Origin of the sequence: Saccharothrix coeruleofusca, from assembly GCF_017876325.1 — a bacterium.
GTDB lineage: Bacteria > Actinomycetota > Actinomycetes > Mycobacteriales > Pseudonocardiaceae > Actinosynnema > Actinosynnema coeruleofuscum.
The window spans coordinates 1,335,798-1,355,578 of record NZ_JAGINV010000001.1; the positions used below are offsets into that span (position 1 = coordinate 1,335,798).

15 protein-coding genes are annotated in these 19,781 nt (G+C 72.8%); 14 read left to right on the top strand and 1 reads right to left on the bottom strand.

The annotated features are described in order from the left end of the window. The first annotated feature begins 82 nt into the window (after nucleotides 1-82). From JOF41_RS36710 to JOF41_RS06405, 10 genes are all read left to right on the top strand, one after another. Nucleotides 83-5,626: a ThuA domain-containing protein gene (locus JOF41_RS36710; protein ID WP_244990308.1), complete on the top strand. Its 5,544-nt coding sequence runs from the start codon at nucleotides 83-85 to the stop codon at nucleotides 5,624-5,626. Nucleotides 5,627-5,685: 59 nt separating this feature from the next. Further along, nucleotides 5,686-6,813 carry an inositol-3-phosphate synthase gene (locus JOF41_RS06370; RefSeq protein ID WP_209616965.1) on the top strand — a complete coding sequence of 376 codons (1,128 nt, stop codon included), beginning with the start codon at nucleotides 5,686-5,688 and terminating at the stop codon, nucleotides 6,811-6,813. Continuing rightward, nucleotides 6,810-7,643: an SCO3242 family prenyltransferase gene (locus tag JOF41_RS06375; protein WP_307867261.1), complete on the top strand. Its 834-nt coding sequence runs from the start codon at nucleotides 6,810-6,812 to the stop codon at nucleotides 7,641-7,643. The genes JOF41_RS06370 and JOF41_RS06375 overlap by 4 nt, the downstream gene beginning before the upstream one ends. After that, the gene (locus JOF41_RS06380; RefSeq protein WP_209624048.1) at nucleotides 7,643-9,019 is read left to right on the top strand and encodes an EboA domain-containing protein; all 1,377 of its coding nucleotides are present in this window, start codon (nucleotides 7,643-7,645) and stop codon (nucleotides 9,017-9,019) included. The genes JOF41_RS06375 and JOF41_RS06380 overlap by 1 nt, the downstream gene beginning before the upstream one ends. Further along, nucleotides 9,016-9,867 carry a TatD family hydrolase gene (locus tag JOF41_RS36715; RefSeq protein ID WP_229796028.1) on the top strand — a complete coding sequence of 284 codons (852 nt, stop codon included), beginning with the start codon at nucleotides 9,016-9,018 and terminating at the stop codon, nucleotides 9,865-9,867. The genes JOF41_RS06380 and JOF41_RS36715 overlap by 4 nt, the downstream gene beginning before the upstream one ends. Beyond that, the gene (eboE, locus tag JOF41_RS36720) at nucleotides 9,864-10,946 is read left to right on the top strand and encodes a metabolite traffic protein EboE (RefSeq protein ID WP_307867262.1); all 1,083 of its coding nucleotides are present in this window, start codon (nucleotides 9,864-9,866) and stop codon (nucleotides 10,944-10,946) included. The genes JOF41_RS36715 and eboE overlap by 4 nt, the downstream gene beginning before the upstream one ends. After that, nucleotides 10,943-12,340, top strand: a complete 1,398-nt coding sequence (locus JOF41_RS06390; protein WP_189225504.1) for an alkaline phosphatase family protein — start codon at nucleotides 10,943-10,945, stop codon at nucleotides 12,338-12,340. Before eboE ends, JOF41_RS06390 begins: the two co-directional genes overlap by 4 nt. After that, nucleotides 12,337-13,341: a sugar phosphate isomerase/epimerase family protein gene (locus JOF41_RS06395; protein ID WP_209616967.1), complete on the top strand. Its 1,005-nt coding sequence runs from the start codon at nucleotides 12,337-12,339 to the stop codon at nucleotides 13,339-13,341. Before JOF41_RS06390 ends, JOF41_RS06395 begins: the two co-directional genes overlap by 4 nt. Nucleotides 13,342-13,359: 18 nt before the next feature. Further along, nucleotides 13,360-14,187: a sugar phosphate isomerase/epimerase family protein gene (locus JOF41_RS06400; RefSeq protein WP_209616970.1), complete on the top strand. Its 828-nt coding sequence runs from the start codon at nucleotides 13,360-13,362 to the stop codon at nucleotides 14,185-14,187. An 83-nt stretch (nucleotides 14,188-14,270) separates the two neighbouring features. Continuing rightward, entirely contained in the window at nucleotides 14,271-14,762 is a 492-nt protein-coding gene (locus JOF41_RS06405) for a hypothetical protein (protein WP_209616973.1), read from the top strand. 47 nt (nucleotides 14,763-14,809) lie between these two features. On the opposite strand, the gene JOF41_RS06410 is transcribed toward JOF41_RS06405, so the two are convergent. Continuing rightward, complete coding sequence (locus JOF41_RS06410) at nucleotides 14,810-15,439, bottom strand: TetR/AcrR family transcriptional regulator (RefSeq protein ID WP_189225508.1); 630 nt, start codon at nucleotides 15,437-15,439, stop codon at nucleotides 14,810-14,812. Nucleotides 15,440-15,509: 70 nt separating this feature from the next. Here JOF41_RS06410 and JOF41_RS06415 point away from each other — a divergent pair, with 70 nt between their 5' ends. The 4 genes from JOF41_RS06415 (at nucleotide 15,510) to JOF41_RS37645 (ending at nucleotide 19,761) form a co-directional block, all read left to right on the top strand. Beyond that, entirely contained in the window at nucleotides 15,510-16,403 is an 894-nt protein-coding gene (locus JOF41_RS06415) for an NADP-dependent oxidoreductase (RefSeq protein ID WP_209616976.1), read from the top strand. 462 nt (nucleotides 16,404-16,865) lie between these two features. Continuing rightward, a complete protein-coding gene (locus JOF41_RS06420; protein WP_189225510.1) occupies nucleotides 16,866-17,456 on the top strand; it encodes a YbaB/EbfC family nucleoid-associated protein in 591 nt (196 codons plus the stop codon). A gap of 27 nt (nucleotides 17,457-17,483) precedes the next feature. Beyond that, nucleotides 17,484-17,783: a WXG100 family type VII secretion target gene (locus tag JOF41_RS06425; RefSeq protein ID WP_189225511.1), complete on the top strand. Its 300-nt coding sequence runs from the start codon at nucleotides 17,484-17,486 to the stop codon at nucleotides 17,781-17,783. Between the two features lies 1 nt (nucleotide 17,784). Further along, nucleotides 17,785-19,761, top strand: coding sequence for a hypothetical protein (locus tag JOF41_RS37645; protein ID WP_209616979.1), 1,977 nt, complete (start codon nucleotides 17,785-17,787; stop codon nucleotides 19,759-19,761). Nucleotides 19,762-19,781 lie beyond the last annotated feature (20 nt).

Below are 19,781 nucleotides of genomic sequence, written 5' to 3' on the forward strand. Positions count from 1 at the left end.
CGTGCGAGGAAAGAGAAGCAGCCCCGACATCCCACCGACACCCCGCTCCGCCGCGAGCCGCGCGGCCGTCGCCGCGCTGGCGCTGACCACGGCCCTGGGCTCGGCTGCCCTGGGCGTGACCCCGGCGGCGGCCCACCCCGACGGCGAGCACGTCCTCGTCTTCTCCAAGACCGCGGGCTTCCGCCACGACTCGATCCCGGCGGGCATCGCCGCGATCACCGAGCTGGGCGCGGCCAACGGGTTCACCGTGGAGGCGACCGAGGACGCGGGCGCGTTCACCGACGAGAACCTGGCCCGCTACGACGCCGTAGTGTGGCTGTCCACCACCGGTGACGTGCTCGACGACGCGCAGCAGGGCGCTTTCGAGCGGTACATCAACGGCGGCGGCGGTTACGCGGGCGTGCACGCCGCGGCCGACACCGAGTACAGCTGGCCCTGGTACGGCGAGCTGGTGGGCTCCTACTTCAAGTCCCACCCGGCCATCCAGGAAGCCGACGTCCACGTCGAGGACCACGACCACCCCGCCACGGCGGGACTGCCCGAGGTGTGGACGCGCACCGACGAGTGGTACAGCTACCGCAGCAACCCGCGCAGCAGGGTGCACGTGCTGGCTTCGCTGGACGAGCAGAGCTACGCGCCCACCGACCCCTCCGGCGACCACCCGATCTCCTGGTGCCACACCCCCGGTCAGGGCCGCTCCTGGTACACCGGCATGGGCCACACCAAGGAGTCCTACGCCGACCCGCAGTTCCGGTCCCACCTGCTCGGCGGCCTGAAGTACGCCATGGGCGCGACCGCCGCGGACTGCGAGCCCGACCCGGACAGCCCGCCGACCGACGCCGACTTCGACCAGGTGACCCTGGCGCAGGGCGAGGAGAAGACCGGCGAGCCGATCGCGCTGGCCGTGCTGCCCGACCGCCGCGTCCTGCACACCTCCCGCGACGGCCGGATCTGGCTGACCACCCCGGAGGCGACCACCACGCTGGCGGGTCAGATCCCGGTCTACAACCACGACGAGGACGGCCTGCAGGGCGTCGCCATCGATCCGGACTTCGCCAACAACCGCTGGATCTACCTCTACTACGCGCCGCCGCTGGACACCCCGGCCGGTGACGCGCCGGAGAACGGCACCGAGGCGGACTTCGCGCGCTTCCGCGGCCACAACCAGCTCTCCCGGTTCAAGCTGACCGAGGCGGGCACCGTGGACAACGCCAGCGAGCAGAAGATCCTCCAGGTCCCGGCCGACCGCGGGCTGTGCTGCCACGCGGGCGGCGAGATCGACTTCGACGCGCAGGGCAACCTGTACCTGTCCACCGGCGACGACACCAACCCGTTCGCCTCGGACGGCTACACCCCCATCGACGAGCGCGCCACCCGCAACCCGGCGTTCGACGCGCAGCGCTCCTCGGCCAACACCAACGACCTGCGCGGCAAGGTGCTGCGGATCAAGGTCGGCGAGGACGGCGGCTACACCATCCCGGACGGCAACCTGTTCGCCCCCGGCACCGAGAAGACCCGGCCCGAGATCTACGCCATGGGCTTCCGCAACCCCTTCCGGTTCTCCGTGGACAAGGAGACCGGCTGGATCTACCTGGGCGACTACGGCCCCGACGCGGGCTCGGCCAACCCGGCGCGCGGCCCCGGCGGCAGCGTGGAGTTCAACCTGGTCAAGCAGCCCGGCAACTACGGCTGGCCGTACTGCGTGGGCGACAACGTCCCCTACGTCGACTACGACTTCGCCACCGGCACCTCCGGTGAGAAGTTCGACTGCGCCGCGCCGAAGAACACCAGCCCGCACAACACCGGCCTGGTCGACCTGCCGCCGGTGCAGCCCGCCTGGATCCCCTACGACGGCGCTTCGGTGCCGGAGTTCGGCGGCGGCGGCGAGTCCCCGATGGGCGGCCCGACCTACCGGTTCGACCCGGACCTGGACGTGGTCACCAAGTTCCCGGAGCACTTCGACGGCAAGAACTTCGCCTACGAGTGGGACCGGGGCTGGATCAAGACCATCGACGTCGGCCCCGACGGCGAGCGCGGCGCGATCACCCCGTTCTTCGACTCGATGACGCTGACCCGCCCGATGAACCTGGAGTTCGGCCCGGACGGCTCGCTGTACGTGCTCGACTACGGCAGCGGCTACTTCGGCGGCGCCCCGGACTCGGCGGTGTACCGCATCGACTACACCCGCGGCCACCACACCCCGGTGGCGAAGCTGACCGCAGACAAGACCTCCGGCCCGGCGCCGCTGACGGTCGACTTCGACCCGAGCGGCACCGCGGACGAGGACGGCGACGCGCTGACCTACGCGTGGGACTTCGACGGCGACGGCACGGTCGACTCGACCACCGCCGGGCCGGTCTCGCACACCTACACCGAGCTGGGCCAGTTCTCCGCCAAGCTGTCGGTGACCGACCCGACCGGCCTGGTCGGCTCGGCCAGCGTGGTGATCAGCGTGGGCAACACCGCCCCGGTGGTCACGCTCAACGCGCCCGCCGACGGCAAGGTGTTCAGCTTCGGCGACCAGGTGCCGTTCTCGGTCACCGTGACCGACCCCGAGGACGGGCAGGTCGACTGCTCGAAGGTGACCGTGGAGTACATCCTCGGCCACGACAGCCACGGCCACCCGCTGAGCCGGGCCACCGGCTGCGAGGGCGTCATCGCCACCCCGTCCGACGGCGGGCACGGCATGGACGCCAACATCTTCGGCGTCATCAACGCCTCCTACACCGACACCGGCGCACCGGGCGCCCCGGCGCTGACCGGGTCGGACGAGGTGATCCTGCAGCCGAAGGACAAGCAGGCCGAGTTCTTCACCACCATGCAGGGCGTGCAGGTCGTCGAGGCCGGTGAGGCCGAGGGCGACAAGCGCGTGGGCCACATCGACGACGGCGACTGGATCGCCTTCGACCCGGTGAACCTGGCCGGTGTCGACGCGATCGGCTACCGGGTCTCCTCCGGCGGCAGCGGCGGCGTCATCGAGGTGCGCGTGGACTCGCCCGACGGCGCGCTGGTGCAGCAGGTCGCGGTGCCCGCCACCGGCGGCTGGGACAACTACGTCGACATCGCCCCCGCGCCGATCACCGATCCCGGCGGCACGCACCGGCTGTTCCTGGTGTTCCGGGGCTCGGGCAGCCTGTTCGACGTGGACGCGATCCGGTTCCGCACCGGCACCGGTCCCGGCGGCTGGCAGCCCGTGCAGCCCAAGCCCGCCGAGTCGTTCGACTCCCAGCAGGGCGTGAACCTGTTCGACGACGGCCCGGCGCAGGACGGCCGGCAGGTCGGCGACATCCACGACGGCGACTGGATCGCCTTCAACGGCGTCGACCTCGCGGGGATCAGCGGCATCGGCTACCGCGTCGCCTCCGACAGCGCGGGCGGCACGATCGAGGTGCGCGCCGACTCGCCGACCGGTCCGCTGCTGCAGACCACCGCGGTCGGCAACACCGGCGGCTGGCGCTCGTACGCCGACATCGCCCCGCACGGCGTCACCGACCCCGGTGGCGCGCACGCGCTGTACTTCGTGTTCCGCGGTGGTTCGGGCGCGCTGTTCGACGTGGACACGATCACCTTCGCCGGACCGGGCGCGGTCGCCGGGGTGGACGTGCCCGCCGAGAACCTCAGCGGCCAGCAGGGCGTCATGGTCTACGACCGGGAAACCGCCCAGGGCGGCAAGCGGGTCGGCGAGATCCACGACGGCGACTGGGTGTCGTACGAGGATGTCGACCTCTCGCGGGTCGGCGCGATCGGCTACCGCGTCTCCTCCGGCGGCATCGGCGGCACCCTTGAGGCGCACGCCGACTCCCCGGACGGCCCGCTGGTGCACGAGCCGCTGACCGTGCCGGTGACCGGGAACTGGGACACCTACCTGGACCTGGCGCCCAAGGCGGTCACCGAACGCGGCGTGCGGGACCTGTACCTGGTGTTCAAGGGCGGCACCGGCGGCGCGCTCTACGACGTGGACACGGTGAAGTACCAGAACTACAAGCCGATCGGCACCGGGTGCGGCACCACCGTGGAGGAGGGCTACCGCAGCCTGCTCGACGACTCGGGCACCGAGGGCTGGAAGCAGGCCGGGCCGGGGCGGTTCGTCGAGAGCGGCTGCGACGTGCTGTCCACCGGCGGCATGGGCCTGCTCTGGTTCGAGGAGGAGTTCAACTCCTACAGCCTCAAGCTGGACTGGCGGATGGCCGGTGACGACAACTCCGGTGTCTTCATCGGGTTCCCCGACCCCGGCGACGACCCGTGGGTGGCCGTGAACAACGGCTACGAGATCCAGATCGACCCCACCGACGCGCCGGAGCGCACCACCGGCTCGGTCTACTCCTTCAAGTCGGCCGACCTGGCCGCGCGGGACGCGGCGCTCAAGCCGCCGGGGCAGTGGAACGCCTACGAGCTGGTGGTGACCGGCCAGCGCATCCAGGTGCTGCTCAACGGGGTGCTGATCAACGACTTCACCAGCACCGACCCGGCGCGCGACCTGACGCAGGGCTACATCGGCCTGCAGAACCACGGCGACGGCGACGACGTGTGGTTCCGCAACGTGCGGATCAAGGAGATCGACGCGACCGCGCCGGTCACCACCGCCACCGCCGCCCCGCCGGGGGACAGCGGCTGGTACACCGCCGCGCCGGTCGCGGTGACCCTGGCGGCCACCGACGACAGCGGTGTGGCGAGCACCGAGTACCGGGTCGACGGCGGCGAGTGGACCCGCTACGCGGAGGCCGTCCTGGTCTCCGGGGACGGTGTGCACACGGTGGAGTACCGCTCGACCGACACCGCGGGCAACGTGGAGCAGGTCAAGTCCACGCAGCTCAGGGTGGACGCGACCGCGCCGCTGAGCACGGCCTCGTTCGCCGCTGCCGGCGACACCGGCTGGCACCGGGGCAAGGTGTCCGTGGTGCTGTCGGCGACCGACCCGACCTCCGGCGTGGCGCGCACGGAGTACAGCCTCGACGGCGGCGCCTGGAAGGCGTACACCGGGCCGGTGGAAATCTCCGGCGACGGCTCGCACACGCTGCTGCACCGCGCGGTGGACGTGGCGGGCAACGTGGAGGTCGACAAGGCCGCCACGCTCGACATCGACGCCACCGCGCCCACGCTGCTGGTCTCGGGCGTGGCCAACGGCCGGGTCTACGGCGACGCGACCGACCTGGTGGTGTCGTGGCAGACCGGTGACGCCACCTCCGGCGTCGCCTCGGTGACCAGCACGCTGGACGGCCAGGCCGTGGCGTCCGGCTCGCTGATCGCCCTGCACGCCCTGCCGCTGGGCCTGCACTCGCTGGCGGTGTCGGTGAAGGACGGGGCGGGCAACGAGACCAGGGCGGACCTGGCCTTCGCCACCACCACCTCGTTGCGCGACATCGCGCAGCTGCTCGACCGGTTCCGCGCCACGAACCGGTTGTCCGCCAAGGCGCACGCGGACCTGAGCAAGCAGCTGACCAAGGTCCGCTCGGCCGAGGCCGCGGGCCGGGACGAGAGGGCCGCGAAGGAGCTGGAGCGCTTCCTGGAACTGGCGGGCGACGCCCGGTCGGTGCCGGACGCGGCCGTGCGGGCGGTGCTCGCCCGCGACGGCGGGGTGGTGCTGGAGTCCCTGCGAGGACCGGGGGACGGCACGAACCGACGCTGAACAACCCCGCCGCCGGGGGCGCGTGCCCCCGGCGGCGGGACCGCCAGGGAGGGATGTCGATGGCTGACGAACGAACCGGGCTGTGGTTGGCGGGCGCTCGCGGATCGGTGGCCACCACCGCCGTGTGCGGGCTGCTGGGGCTGCGCGCGGGCCTGGTGCCGCCCACGGGCTGCGTGACCGAGCTGCTGGAGGCCGACCTGCCGCCGTGGGACTCGCTGGTGGTCGGCGGGCACGACGTGGTCTGCACCCCGCTGGCCAAGCGCGCCGAGCAGCTGGCCAAGGCGGGCGTGGTCCCGTCGGACCTGCTGGGCCCGATCGACGGCGGGCTGGCCGAGGTCGAGGCGGAGATCCGGGACGCGCCGACCGGACCGCAGGGCGAGGCCGCGGCCCGCCTGGTGGCGGATCTGGAGTCGTTCCGCGCCAGGCACTGCCTGGCCCGCGTGGTCGTGGTCAACGTCGCCTCCACCGAACCACCGGAGCCACCGCGCCCCGAGCACGAGGACCTGGCGGCGCTGGAACGGGCGCTGGCCGCCGGGGAGGCGGTCCTGCCGCCCAGCTCGCTGACCGCGTACGCGGCGATGCGGGCCGGTTGCTCCTTCGTGGACTTCACGCCGTCGACCGGTGCCGCGCTGCCCGCGCTGGACCGGTTGGCGCACCAGGTGGGCGTGCCCTACGCGGGGCGGGACGGCAAGACCGGGGAAACCCTGGTGCGCACGGTGCTCGCGCCGATGTTCACCGCCCGCGCCCTGCGCGTGCTGTCCTGGTCGGGCACCAACCTGCTCGGCGGCGGCGACGGCTCGACGCTGGAGGACCCGGCGCACGCGGCGAGCAAGCTGCGGACCAAGGCGTCCGGGCTGGCGGCGCTGCTGGGCTACCCGGTGGTGGCGCCGCTGCACATCGACAACGTGCCGGACCTGGGGGAGCGCAAGACCGCCTGGGACCACGTGTCCTTCGAGGGCTTCCTCGGCGCGCGGATGAGCCTGCAGTTCACCTGGACCGGCCTGGACTCCGCGCTGGCCGCGCCGCTGGTGCTGGACCTGGCGCGGCTGGTGTCCTCGGCGCACCGGGCGGGCCGCGTCGGCGCGCAGGCGGAGCTGGGCTTCTTCTTCAAGGACCCGCTCGGCTCGGCCGAGCACGGCTTCGCCGACCAGGCGCGGACCCTGGTCGACTGGGCGGGAGGACTGTGAACATCTCCGGGAACCCCTACCTGCACCTGGTCCGGGCCCCGGCCGCGCTGACCGTCCTGGGCGACACGGCGGCCGGGGCGGCGGGCGGCCTGCGCGGGCGGCGGCTGCTGCTGCCGCTGTCCTCGGTCGCGCTGTACTGGTCGGGCATGGCGCTCAACGACTGGGCCGACCGCGAGCTCGACGCGGTGGAGCGGCCGGAGCGGCCCATCCCGTCCGGGCGGATCAGCGCGGGCCGGGCGCTGGCGGTGGCCTGCGGGCTCAGCGCCGCCGGACTGGCGCTGGCCGCGGCGGGCGGCGGGCGGCAGGCGCTCGGGACGGCCTGCGCGCTGACCGCGGCGCTGTGGTCCTACGACACCGTGCTCAAGGACACCCCGGTGGGCCCGGTGGCGATGGCGGCCTGCCGAGGTCTGGACGTGCTCCTCGGGGCCCCGCCCGGACGGCGCGGGGCCGCGCTGCCCGCCGCCGGGGCCCTGTTCGCGCACACCCTCGGGGTGACCGCGCTGTCCCGAGGCGAGGTGCACGGGACGACGCCCGCCGTGGCGCGGGCGGTGCTGGCGGGCACGGCGGCGACCGCCGTGGCCGCCGGGGCGGCCAGCCGCCGCGGACTCGTCGGCGCGATCGGGTACGCCGCGTTCGTGGGCCGGGCGCAGCTCAAGGCGGTGCGGGACAACGGCGCGCGGACCGTGCGGTCGGCCACCGCGGCGGGCATCCACGGCATGGTCCCGCTCCAGGCCGCGCTCACCGCGCGCGGGTCGGTGCGGGCGGCGCTGGCGGTGGCCGCGGCGCTGCCGCTGGCGCGGCGGTTCGGGCGGAAGGTGGGGCCGACGTGATCCGACTGGGCTACGGGACCAACGGCTTCGCCAACCACCGGCTCGACGACGCGCTGGCGGTGATCGCGGACCTCGGCTACAGCGGCGTCGCGCTCACCCTGGACCACCACCACCTCGACCCGTTCGCCGAGGACCTGCCCGCGCGGGTCGACGCCGTCGCCCGGCGGCTGGCGGAGCTGGGCCTGTCGGTGGTGGTCGAGACCGGTGCGCGCTACCTGCTCGACCCCACCCGCAAGCACCACCCGACCCTGGTGTCGGACCAGCAGCAGCGGCGGATCGACTTCCTGCGCCGGGCCGTGCTGATCGCGCGGGACCTCGGCGCGGACTGCGTGTCGTTCTGGTCCGGCGTGCGCCCCCCGGACGTGCCGCCGGAGCGCGCGTGGCAGCGGCTGCGGTCCGGTGTCGAGGAGGTCGTGCGGATCGCCGAGGGCGAAGGCGTGCGGCTGGGCCTGGAACCGGAGCCGGGGCACGTGGTCGAACGGCTCGACCAGGCGCTGGCGCTGCGCGCGGAGCTGGGCGGGCCCACCGCTCTTGGCGTCACCCTCGACGTGGGGCACTGCGTGGCCGTCGAACCGGAGGACGCCGCGGCGTGCGTCCGCCGGGCGGGCGGGCTGCTGGTCAACGTGCAGCTGGACGACATGGTGCGCGGCGTGCACGAGCACCTGGAGTTCGGCGAGGGGACGCTGGACCTGGCCGCCACCCTCGCCGCGCTGGCCGACATCGGCTACACCGGCCTGGCCGCCGTGGAGCTGCCCCGGCACAGCCACGCCGCCCCGGACGTGGCCCGCCGCGCCATGTCCGCGCTGCGCGCCGCGCTGACCCCGGACTGGTTGGCCGAGGCCGAGCGCAAGGTGCGCGCCGACCCGACCGCGATCCGCGCGCTGTTCCCGGCGGCGGGCCGGGAAGTCGGGCGGGCCCCGCTGCGCGCGGACGACCCCGGCGGCCTGGTGCACGGCACCGCCGACGACGCCGCCCGCGCCCGGCTGGTCGCCGCACTGCCCGACGCGGGTGAGCTGCCCGCGCTCTACCGGTACGGCGACGACGCGGAGAAGCGCGGGGTGCTGCGCGGCCTGACCGCCGACACCGACCCGAAGGTCGGCCTGCCGATCGTGCGCGACGCGCTGCGCACCAACGACACCCGGCTGGTCGCCGCCGCGATGGGCCCGTTCGCCGCCGCGCACCTGGACCCGCACGGCTGGCGGCACGGCGTGCTCAAGTGCCTGTTCACCGGCGTTCCGCTGGCCGCCGTGCACGACCTGGACCGGCGCGCCGACGACGAGCTGCGGCGGATGGTCGCCGACTACGCCGCGGAACGCCGGGCCGCGGGCCGCGCGGTCCCGCACGATGCCCTGCGCCTGTTGGGGAGGACGCCATGAGGATCTTCGACCCGCACATCCACATGAGCTCGCGCACCACCGACGACTACGAGTCGATGGCCGCCGTCGGCGTGGCGGCGCTGGTGGAACCGGCTTTCTGGCTGGGGCAGCCGCGCACCTCGGCGGCCTCCTTCGTGGACTACTTCGACTCGCTGATCGGCTGGGAGAGGTTCCGGGCCTCGCAGTTCGGCATCCGCCACCACTGCACCATCGCGCTCAACCCCAAGGAGGCCAACGACCCGCGCTGCCGCGAAGTGCTCGACCTGCTGCCGCGCTACCTGGCCAAGGACGGCGTGGTGGCGGTCGGCGAGGTCGGCTACGACTCGATGACCGCGGAGGAGGACGAGGTGTTCGCCCACCAGCTCGCGCTGGCCGTCGAGCACGGCCTGCCCGCGCTGGTGCACACCCCGCACCGGGACAAGGCCGCGGGCACCCGCCGCACGCTCGACGTGGTCCGCGAGTCCGGCCTGCCGCCGGAGCGCGTGGTGGTCGACCACCTCAACGAGGTCACCGTGAAGGCGGTGGCCGACTCCGGGTGCTGGATGGGCTTCTCCATCTACCCGGACACCAAGATGGACGAGGCCAGGATGGTGGCGATCCTGCGCGAGCACGGCACCGATCGCGTGCTGGTCAACTCCGCCGCCGACTGGGGGCGCTCCGACCCGCTCAAGACCTACCGCACCGGCCTGGCCATGCTCGAAGCGGGCTTCACCGAGTCCGATGTGGACAAGGTGCTGTGGCGCAACCCCGTGGAGTTCTACGGCCAGAGCGGAAGGCTCATGCTCGACGAGCCCGCCGACGGCGAGGCCACCTTCGCGGGCAACTCCATCCTGCGTGGTGGCTCGTGACCCTGTCCTACTGCACGAACGTCCACCCGGCCGAGGACCTGCCCGGCGTGCTCGCCCAGCTCGACCGCTACGGGGTCCCGGTGCGCGAGCGGCTCGGCGGCGAACTCGGCCTTGGACTGTGGCTGTCCGCCCCGGTGGCCCGCGCGCTGGCGGCGGACCCGTTGGAGCGCAAGCGGTTGCGCGAGGCGCTGGACACCCGCGGCCTGGTGGTGCGCACGCTCAACGCCTTCCCCTACGGGGGTTTCCACGACGAGGTGGTCAAGCACCGGGTCTACCGCCCGGACTGGACCGAGGCCGCCCGGCTGGACTACACGCTGGACTGCGCCACCGTGCTGGCCGACCTGCTGCCGGACGGGGCGGCGGGCAGCATCTCCACGCTGCCGCTGGCCTGGCGGGAACCGTGGTCCGACGCCGAGCACGGCCGCGCTGTGGCCGCGCTCGACGACGCCGCCCACGCGCTGCGCGAGCTGGCGCGGCGCACCGGCCGGACGGTCCGGCTGGCCGTCGAACCGGAACCGGGCTGCGTGATCGACACCGTGGCCGACGCGGTGCGGCTGCTCGCGGGCCGGGTGGACGCCGAGCACATCGGCGTCTGCCTGGACACCTGCCACCTGGCGGTGTCCTTCGCCGACCCGGCCGAGGCGGTGCGGTCGATCGCGGCGGCGGGCCTGCGCGTGGTCAAGGTGCAGGCGTCGGCCGCGCTGGAGCTGCCCGACCCGACCGACGCCCGCGCCGCGCTCGGGGAGTTCGCCGAACCCCGGTACCTGCACCAGGTGCGGGCGCTGGCGGGCGGCCAGGTGCACCGGGCCGACGACCTGCCCGAGGCGTTCGACCGGCTGCCGACGGGCGGCCCGTGGCGGGTGCACTTCCACGTCCCGCTGCACGCCGCCCCGCCCGCGCCGCTGCGCTCCACCACGGACGTGCTGCGGCGGGCGATGGCGGCGGTGGACGCGACGTGCGCGGAACCGCCGGACGTCGAGGTGGAGACGTACACGTGGTCGGTGCTGCCCGGCGGGGTGGACGACCTGGCCGAGGGGATCGCGGCCGAACTGCGCTGGTTCTCGGAGGTGTGCCGGTGAAACCGCTCGTCGTGCTGGACGTGGTGGGCATGACGCCCGCCCTGCTGCCGCACATGCCCAACCTGAGTGCCCTGGGGGCCAAGGGCTTCCAGACCCGGCTCGGCACCGTGCTGCCCGCCGTGACCTGCTCGGCGCAGGCCACCTTCCTCACCGGCCTCACCCCGGCCCGGCACGGCGTGGTGGGCAACGGCTGGTACTTCCGCGACCTCGGCGAGGTCTTCCTGTGGCGGCAGCACAACCGCCTGGTCGGCGGCGAGAAGGTGTGGGAGACCGCGCGCCGGGCCGAACCCGGCTACACCGCGGCCAACATCTGCTGGTGGTACGCCATGGGCGCGAGCACCGACATCACCGTCACCCCGCGCCCGATCTACCACGCCGACGGCCGCAAGTCGCCCGACGCCTACGTCCGCCCGCCCGCGCTGCACGACGAGCTGACCGCCGCGCTGGGCGAGTTCCCGCTGTTCCAGTACTGGGGGCCGACCGCGGCGCTGAAGTCCAGCCAGTGGATCGTCGGGGCGGCGCGCAAGGTCCTCGCCGAGCACCGGCCCGACCTGCTGCTGGTCTACGTCCCGCACCTGGACTACGACCTGCAGCGGTTCGGCCCGGACAGCCCGGAAGCCCGGCGCGCGGCGGCCGACGTGGACCTGGCGGTCGCGCCGCTGCTGCGCGACGCCGAGGCGGCGGGCGCGACCGTCGTGGCGCTGTCGGAGTACGGCATCACGCCCGCCCGCAGACCGGTCGACGTCAACCGGGCGCTGCGCCGGGAGGGGCTGCTGGAGGTGCACACCCAGGCGGGCATGGAATACCTGGACCCGTGGACCTCCCGCGCCTTCGCCGTGGCCGACCACCAGATCGCCCACGTCTACGTGGCCGACCAGGCCGACGTGCCGAAGGTCCGGGCGCTCCTGGAGGCGCTGCCCGGCGTCGACCTGGTGCTCGACCGCGACGGCCAGGCGGGCTTCGGCCTGGACCACGAGCGCTCCGGCGAACTGGTCGCGGTCGCCGAACCCGACGCCTGGTTCACCTACTACTACTGGCTCCACGACGACCGCGCGCCCGACTTCGCCCGAGGTGTGGAGATCCACCGCAAACCCGGTTACGACCCGGCCGAGCTGTTCTTCGACCCGGCCGACCGGCTGGCCAAGGCCAAGGCGGGCGCGAACCTGGTGCGCAAGAAGCTGGGGCTGCGCTACGCGATGAAGACCGTGCCACTGGACCCGTCCCCGGTGCGCGGCACGCACGGGCGGCTGCCCGACCGCGCCGAGGACGGACCCGTGCTGCTGTGCTCGGACCCGGCCGCACCCGCCGGGGTCGAGCGGGACGGCCTGCTGCCCGCGACCGCCGTCCGCGACCTGTTGCTGTCCCTGCAGGGCCTGAAAGGAACAACCCGATGAGCCGACCGATCACGCTGTTCACCGGACAGTGGGCCGACCTGCCCTTCGAGGAGGTGTGCAGGCTGGCCGCCGGGTGGGGTTACGACGGCCTGGAGATCGCCTGCTCCGGCGACCACTTCGAGGTGGACAAGGCGCTCGCCGACGACGACTACGTCCCGGCCAAGCGCGAGCTGCTCAAGTCCTACGGGCTGGACGTGTGGACCATCTCCAACCACCTGGTCGGCCAGGCCGTGTGCGACGACCCGATCGACGAGCGGCACAAGGCCATCCTGCCCGCCCGGATCTGGGGCGACGGCGAGCCCGAGGGCGTGCGGCGGCGGGCGGCGGCGGAGATAGCCGACACCGCGCGCGCGGCGGCCAAGCTCGGCGTGCGCACGGTGGTGGGCTTCACCGGGTCGAAGATCTGGAAGTACGTGGCGATGTTCCCGCCGGTGTCCCAGGCGGTCATCGACGACGGCTACCAGGACTTCGCCGACCGCTGGAACCCGATCCTGGACGTGTTCGACGAGGTCGGCGTCCGGTTCGCGCACGAGGTGCACCCCTCGGAGATCGCCTACGACTACTGGACCACCAAGCGGGCGCTGGAGGCGGTGGGCAACCGGCCCGCGTTCGGGCTGAACTGGGACCCGTCGCACTTCATCTGGCAGGACCTGGACCCGGTCGGGTTCATCCTCGACTTCGCCGACCGGATCTACCACGTGGACTGCAAGGACACCAAGAAGCGCTTCGACGGCCGCAACGGCAGGCTCGGCTCGCACCTGGCGTGGGCCGATCCCCGGCGCGGCTGGGACTTCGTCTCCACCGGGCACGGTGACGTGCCGTGGGAGGAGAGCTTCCGGGCGCTGAACTCCATCGGCTACGCCGGACCGATCTCGGTGGAGTGGGAGGACGCGGGCATGGACCGCCTGCGCGGCGCCGAGGAGGCCATCACCTACCTGCGCACCGTGCTGTTCGAACCGCCCAGCGCCAGCTTCGACGCCGCGTTCGCCACCGACCACTGACGACCAGAGGAGCCACCGATGCCTTCCTCCCGCCGGACCCTGCTCAGCGGGGCGCTCGCCGCGGCCGCCGCGGGCGCCGCCCTGCCGGGCACCGCCTCCGCCGGTTCGCACGGCCGTGGCCGCCGCGTGCCAAGGGAAGCGATCAGCATCCAGCTCTACACGCTGCGCGGCATCATCGGGGACGACCCCGAGCCCGTGCTGTCCGCGCTGGCCGACATCGGCTACCGCCGGGTCGAGCTGGCGGGCACCTACGGGCGCAGCGCGGCCGAGTTCGCCAAGCTGCTGCGCCGCCACCGGTTGCGCGCCTCGTCCGCGCACGTCGGCATCGACGGCGACCTGGACCAGGTCATCGCCGACGCGCGGACGCTGGGCAACCAGTACGTGGTGGTGCCCTACGTCAACTACGCCACGCTGGCCGAGTGGCGGGCGTTCGCCGAGCGCCTGGAGGAGGCGGGCAGGAAGCTGCGCCGCGCCGGGCTGAGCCTGGGCTACCACAACCACGCGCACGAGTTCGCCCCCGTGGAGGGGCGGCGGCCCTTCGACGTGATCACCTCGACCACCACGCGGCGCAACGTCCACCTGGAGGTGGACCTGTACTGGGCGGTGGTCGGCGGGGTGGACCCGGTGGAGGTGTGGCGGCGCGACTTCCCGAGGGTGCGGCAGTTCCACGTCAAGGACCGCGCCCCGGACGGGTCGTTCGCCGACCTGGGCAAGGGGAACATCGACTTCGCCCGGATCTTCCGCGCCACCGACGTGGCCGAGTACATCGTGGAGAACGACGAGCCGAAGGACGCGCTGGTCACCGCCCAGGTCGGCTACGACTACCTGACCAAGCTGCGGTACTGACCGACGGGCTGGGGGTGAGGGGCCCGCCCTTCACCCCACCCACTACGCTGCGGCGCGAGCGCTGTGCGGCTGGAGGGGTGTCCGTGGGGGGTCGCGGGAAGTCGCTCATCGCGGGAGGCTTGTTCCTCGTCGCCGCGGTGGCGGCGTGGTCGCTGGTCGTCGCGGTGGCGGAGGAAGAAGCCCCGGTCGATCCCGCCGAGCTGCTCGAAGGGGTGGCGTTGACCGGGTTCCGGCGGGTCGCGGTGGTGCACCAGACCCTGTCCGCCGACCTCGTGTCGTACGGCGTCTACGTCGGTCCGAGGTCCGGGAGCGGTCCGCGGGCGCGCCTGTCCGACGGGAGCGAGCCGCGCGAGGGGGCCACCGTCCCGGACGAGTGGCAGGGCCTGCTCGAAGGCGTCGCCAACAGCAACCTCGGCAACCGGTGCACGACGGACGTCCTGCGGTTCCTGCCCGACCGGTTGCCGGAAGCGAACCTGACCCGGTGGGGCGTGGAGGAAACCGACGTGGCCGACGCGCGTGCGGGCAGGTCGGACATCGCGTACGTGCGTATCGCCTGCTCCCGCGAACAACGCTGACCCCGTCGGCAAGTACTACCCGACGCGCCCGTCAGGGCCGGTAACCACTACCCGACGTCCTGAGCGCCCGATCCGTGGTGTGCGAACGCGCGGCTCGCGGTGTCCGGGCGCGCGACTTCCCAGGCCGCCTCGACCATCCGGAAGATCTCGTCCAGCGCGGTCTCCGGGTCGGCCGCCTCACGGGCCAGGGAGTAGGCGTCGACCGTGAACCGCGCGATCGTCCGGCAGGCGGTCGTGGGCCTCGGCAAACCGAGGTCCGCGGCGATGGCCGCCGCCAGCGACTCCGCGTGGCGGGTCATCATCGACTTCTCGTACTCCCGCAGGGCGGGTGATCCGTCGATCATGCGCCAGATCGGGGCGGCGGCCTCCGAGGCGCAGTGCCGCAGCAGGGCCAGGATCTCGCGGCGCAGGGCGGGGATCAGCGGCTCGTGCGGCGGGCGGTCGGTGACCGCCCGCGTGAGGCGCCGCTCGAAGTTCTCGTCCTGGTCGAACACCAGCGCCTCCTTCGAGGCGAAGTGGGAGAACAGCGTGGTGACGGCCACGTCGGCCTCGGCGGCCACGTCGCGAATGCCCACCGCGTCGTACCCGCGCTCCAGGAAGAGCCGCAGCGCGGTGTCGGCGATCTTCTGACGGGTCGCGGCCTTCTTGCGCTCACGGCGTCCGGACGGCTCGGTCATGCGCTGACCCTACCAGGTGCAAAACCAGACCCGTTCCTAAATGCTAACCGTTAGTGCTACGGTCGGCGGCGTGAAAAAGGTGAGCTTCGCCGAGTACGGCGGTCCGGAAGTCCTGCGGCTGGTGGATGTCGAGGAGCCCCACGCGGGTCCTGGCCAGGTGCGCATCGCGGTGCGGGCGGCGGGGGTGAATCCCGTGGACTGGCGGATTCGCGAAGGCCAGATGCAGCGGTTCCACCCGATCGAGCTGCCCAGCGGGGTCGGCCAGGACGCCGCCGGGGTGGTGGACGAGGTCGGCGAGGGCGTCGAGGGGGTCGCGGTCGGCGACCACGTGTTCGGCGGAGGGGTGCACACCTACGCCGAGTTCGCCGTGCTGTCGGCCTGGGCCCGCGTCCCCGAGGGCCTGACGTTCCAGGAGGCGGCCGGATACCCCTCCGTGATGGAGACCGCGCTGCGCGTCATCCGCGAGGTCGGTGTGGAAGCCGGGCAGACGCTGCTGGTCAGCGGTGCCGCCGGGGGAGTCGGGTCGGCCGTGCTGCAGGTCGCCCGCGACCGCGGCATCGCGGTGATCGGCACGGCGAGCGCCGCGAACCAGGACTACCTGCGCGGCCTGGGCGCCCTCGCCACGACCTACGGCGAGGGCTGGGTGGACCGGGTGCGGCAGCTCGGCCGGGTCGACGCGGCGCTGGACCTGGCGGGCTCGGGGGTGATCCGCGAACTCGTCGAGCTGACCGGGGACGCGGGGAAGGTGATCTCCATCGCCGACCCGAGCGCGCCCGAGTCCGGCGCCCGGTTCTCCAACACGGCCGGGAGCATGTCGGAAGCGCTCGCCGAAACCGTCCGCCTCATCTCGCGGGGCGGGCTCCACATCCCGATCGAGAAGTCCTACCCGCTCGCCGACGCCGCCGCCGCCCACATCGACAGCCAGGCAGGCCACACGCGCGGACGCCGCGTCCTGGTCGTCTGAGAACGGACGGGCGTCGTCCTCGTGCGGAAGGCGAGGACGACGCCGCTCCGGCGGACCGGTGCCGCCGTCGATGTGCTTCGCGCACCCGTCGAAGAACTTTCGTCGCACCGGGATGACGAACGGCAGTGGTCCGGTGTGGACCGCGACCACGACGGTCCACGGTGAACTGCGGGCCGAGCGCGTCCCGCCTCCACCATCCGCAGGAGCGTGTTGCCCGAACGGGCAACTTCTCGCGCTGACACGCAGGTCACGGCGCTTGTATGCGCAATAGGCCCTGCCGAGCCGCCGATATCGCGCATACTCTGCCGAACCGCCCGCACGGGCGGGGCCTTCGTCGGCGAAGGCCCGGACCACACCACCGCGGATCGACCAGGTGAACTCCTGGCTGCTCTCGTGCGCGCTCCACAGCGCACGGGTGGTGTGACGGCCGCAGTTGCAGGTCTTGAGAAGCGAAGGGACAGCATGGACCCCTTGGGCCCGATCGACGCGAATCGGATGCGGGGCGTCGACCCCGACCAGTGGATGAAGGACATGGAACTGCGGGTCGCCGACCTCAAGCGGAAGAGCGCGGACCTGGCGCAGAACCTCGCCGCCTCCACGGCCACGGTGACCTCGAAGGACGGCGCGGTGACCGTGACCGTCGCGCCCACCGGGGCGGTGCAGAACATCGCGGTGGAGCAGCGCGCGGCGGGGATGAGCCCGGACCGGCTGACCGCGTCGATCATGGAAGCGCTGCGCAAGGGGCAGCGCCAGGCGTCCGGGATGATGCTGGAGGCGTTCGCGCCGCTGGGGGCGGGCACCGAGTCGATGAACCTGGTGACCAGCTTCCTGCCGCCGATGGACGACGAGGACGATTACCCCGTCGAGGACGACGACGAGGCGGACGAGGCAGACCGGGAGCGGTACCCGGCCCCGCAGGCCCAAGCGCAGTACGCGCCCCCGCCCCAGCAGTACGCGCCTGCCCGGCAGTACGCCCAGCCGCAGTACCCACCGCAGGCGCGGCCCGCGGCGCCCCGGCGCGACGACGAAGACGACGACAACCAGCCGTGGTGACCCGGCTGCGGAACAGGGAGGGCTCCGGTGGCAGCAGGGTTCCAGGTCAACCCCGATGACCTCGACACGTTCTCGGACAACCTCGACGCGCTGGTGGCGCAGTTGGACGAGTCGGTGACAGTGCTCAACGGCGTCCACTTCGACCCGCTGGTCTTCGGCATCGTGGGCCAGTTCTTCAGCATCGCCGCGCGGATCAAGGTCGACAAGGCCAAGGACGTCATCGGCCAGTACCGGGACGCGATCACCTCGGCGCGGGACAACACCAAGGAGACCGCCAAGACCTACCGCGAGACCGAGTCCGGCATCTCCGACACCTTCAAGGGATAGCATGGCTGAGAACGTGCAGGGCCTCGACCTGACACCGGGGTTCGGCAAGGACACCGAGTTCTGGGACGGCTTCTCCGGCGCGGGCATGGTGGACACCGTGGCGGGCCTGGTGAAGTCGATCAGGGAGAACAACACCGCCGCGATCGCCGCCTACGGCGTCGGACTGGGCTTCGACGTCGTAGGCGCGGCGCTCAACCCGCTGGGCGCCGTGATCGGCGCGGGCGTGGGCTGGCTCATCGACCACATCTTCTTCCTCCGCGAGCCGCTCGACCTGCTGATGGGCGACAACATCGCGGTGCGCCTGGAGACCGACAAGATCAAGAAGGACGCCGAGAAGTACCAGGCGATCGCGACCACCCACGTCGAGGCGCTCAAGAAGCTCGACCCCTGGACCGGGGAGACCGCGCAGCGGTTCAAGGACAGCATGATCAAGGTCGCCGACGAGATCCAGGCGATCGCACTGGGCGTGCACGGCGCCGCGGAGATCATGGCCACCATGGGCGCCTGCGTCACGGCGTTCCGGTCGCTGGTCCGCGACATCATCGCGATGGTCGTGGGCAACCTGATCGGCGGCGCGATCACCGCCGCGGGACTGGCGCCGTTCACCTTCGGCGCGTCGATCGTCGCGTTCGTCGGCGTGGCCGTCGCCACGGCCATGGAGGCACTGGGCCGCATCATGCGGCACATCGCCAACCTGAAGTCGTTGCTGACCGCCAACAAGAACGCCACCCAGCAGATCAGCAGGCAGTTGGACGAGGTCGTCGACGGCGCGGGGAGGCTGAACCGCAGCGGCAGCTCCGGCGGTGCCCCGACCCCTCCGCCGGTCAACTCGTCGGTGACCCCGCCGCCTGTGGTGAAGCCGCCGGACCCGACGCCGACGCCGCCTCCGGGTGGTGCGACGTCGACCAGCGGCAACCCGGTTGCTCCGCCGCCTGTGGTGAAGCCGCCGGACCCGACGCCGACGCCGCCTCCGGGTGGTGCGACGTCGACCAGCGGCAACCCGGTTGCTCCGCCGCCTGTGGTGAAGCCGCCGGACCCGACGCCGACGCCGCCTCCGGGTGGTGCGACGTCGACCAGTGGTGCTCCGGTTGCTCCGCCGCCTGTGGTGAAGCCGCCGGACCCGGCGCCGACGCCGCCTCCGGGTGGTGCGACGTCGACCAGTGGTGCTCCGGTTGCTCCGCCGCCTGTGGTGAAGCCGCCGGACCCGGCGCCGACGCCGCCTCCGGGTGGTGCGACGTCGACCAGTGGTGCTCCGGTTGCTCCGCCGCCTGTGGTGAAGCCGCCGGACCCGGCGCCGACGCCGCCTCCGGGTGGCACGACGTCGACCAGCGGCAACCCGGTTGCTCCGCCGCCTGTGGTGAAGCCGCCGGACCCGACGCCCACGCCGCCTCCCGGTGGCACGACGTCCACCAGCGGCAACCCGGTGACCCCGCCGCCCCCGGTCAGGCCGCCGACGCCGACTCCGGCTCCCGGTGGCAACACCACGCCGACCCCGGCTCCCGGTGGCACCACGCCGCACCCCACGCCCAACCCCGGTGGCCCCAAGCCGGGCACGTCGGCGTGGCAGAGGATCAACGACATCGCCAACAAGATCAAGGAAGGCCACCCGCAGGGGCTTCAGCAGTTCCAGAAGTTTAGCAAGGACAAGCTGGAGCAGACGCTGATCACCAAGCACGGCAAGACCCCGCAGGAGGCCGCGGAGATCACCCGCTGGATCAAGAACGTGGAGGAGTTGGCCGCGCCCGGCGGCGGCTTCACCACCTCCAGTGGCAAGGTCGTCGCCAGCGGCAGCCTCCTGCACCTCGCGCACGAGCTGTGGAAGGAGCTCGCCTCCGACGAGTACGCCAAGAACCAGGGCGGTCTGTCGGACGAGAACCGCGACGGCAACTTCGACCGGGACGAGAAGGGCGAGCTCAAGCGCGACCCCACGTCCGAGGAGTACCTGAAGGACCTCAAGGAGTTCAACAAGAACCACTGAGGGGGAGAACGCCGGAGCGC

Bases quoted from the DNA above. Each gene is read 5' to 3' on its own strand.
- JOF41_RS06370 (WP_209616965.1), top strand. From the start codon at position 5,686: ATGGCTGACGAACGAACCGGGCTGTGGTTGGCGGGCGCTCGCGGATCG.
- JOF41_RS36715 (WP_229796028.1), top strand. From the start codon at position 9,016: ATGAGGATCTTCGACCCGCACATCCACATGAGCTCGCGCACCACCGAC.
- JOF41_RS06395 (WP_209616967.1), top strand. From the start codon at position 12,337: ATGAGCCGACCGATCACGCTGTTCACCGGACAGTGGGCCGACCTGCCC.
- JOF41_RS06400 (WP_209616970.1), top strand. From the start codon at position 13,360: ATGCCTTCCTCCCGCCGGACCCTGCTCAGCGGGGCGCTCGCCGCGGCC.
- JOF41_RS06410 (WP_189225508.1), bottom strand. From the start codon at position 15,439: ATGACCGAGCCGTCCGGACGCCGTGAGCGCAAGAAGGCCGCGACCCGT.
- JOF41_RS06420 (WP_189225510.1), top strand. From the start codon at position 16,866: ATGGACCCCTTGGGCCCGATCGACGCGAATCGGATGCGGGGCGTCGAC.
- JOF41_RS37645 (WP_209616979.1), top strand. From the start codon at position 17,785: ATGGCTGAGAACGTGCAGGGCCTCGACCTGACACCGGGGTTCGGCAAG.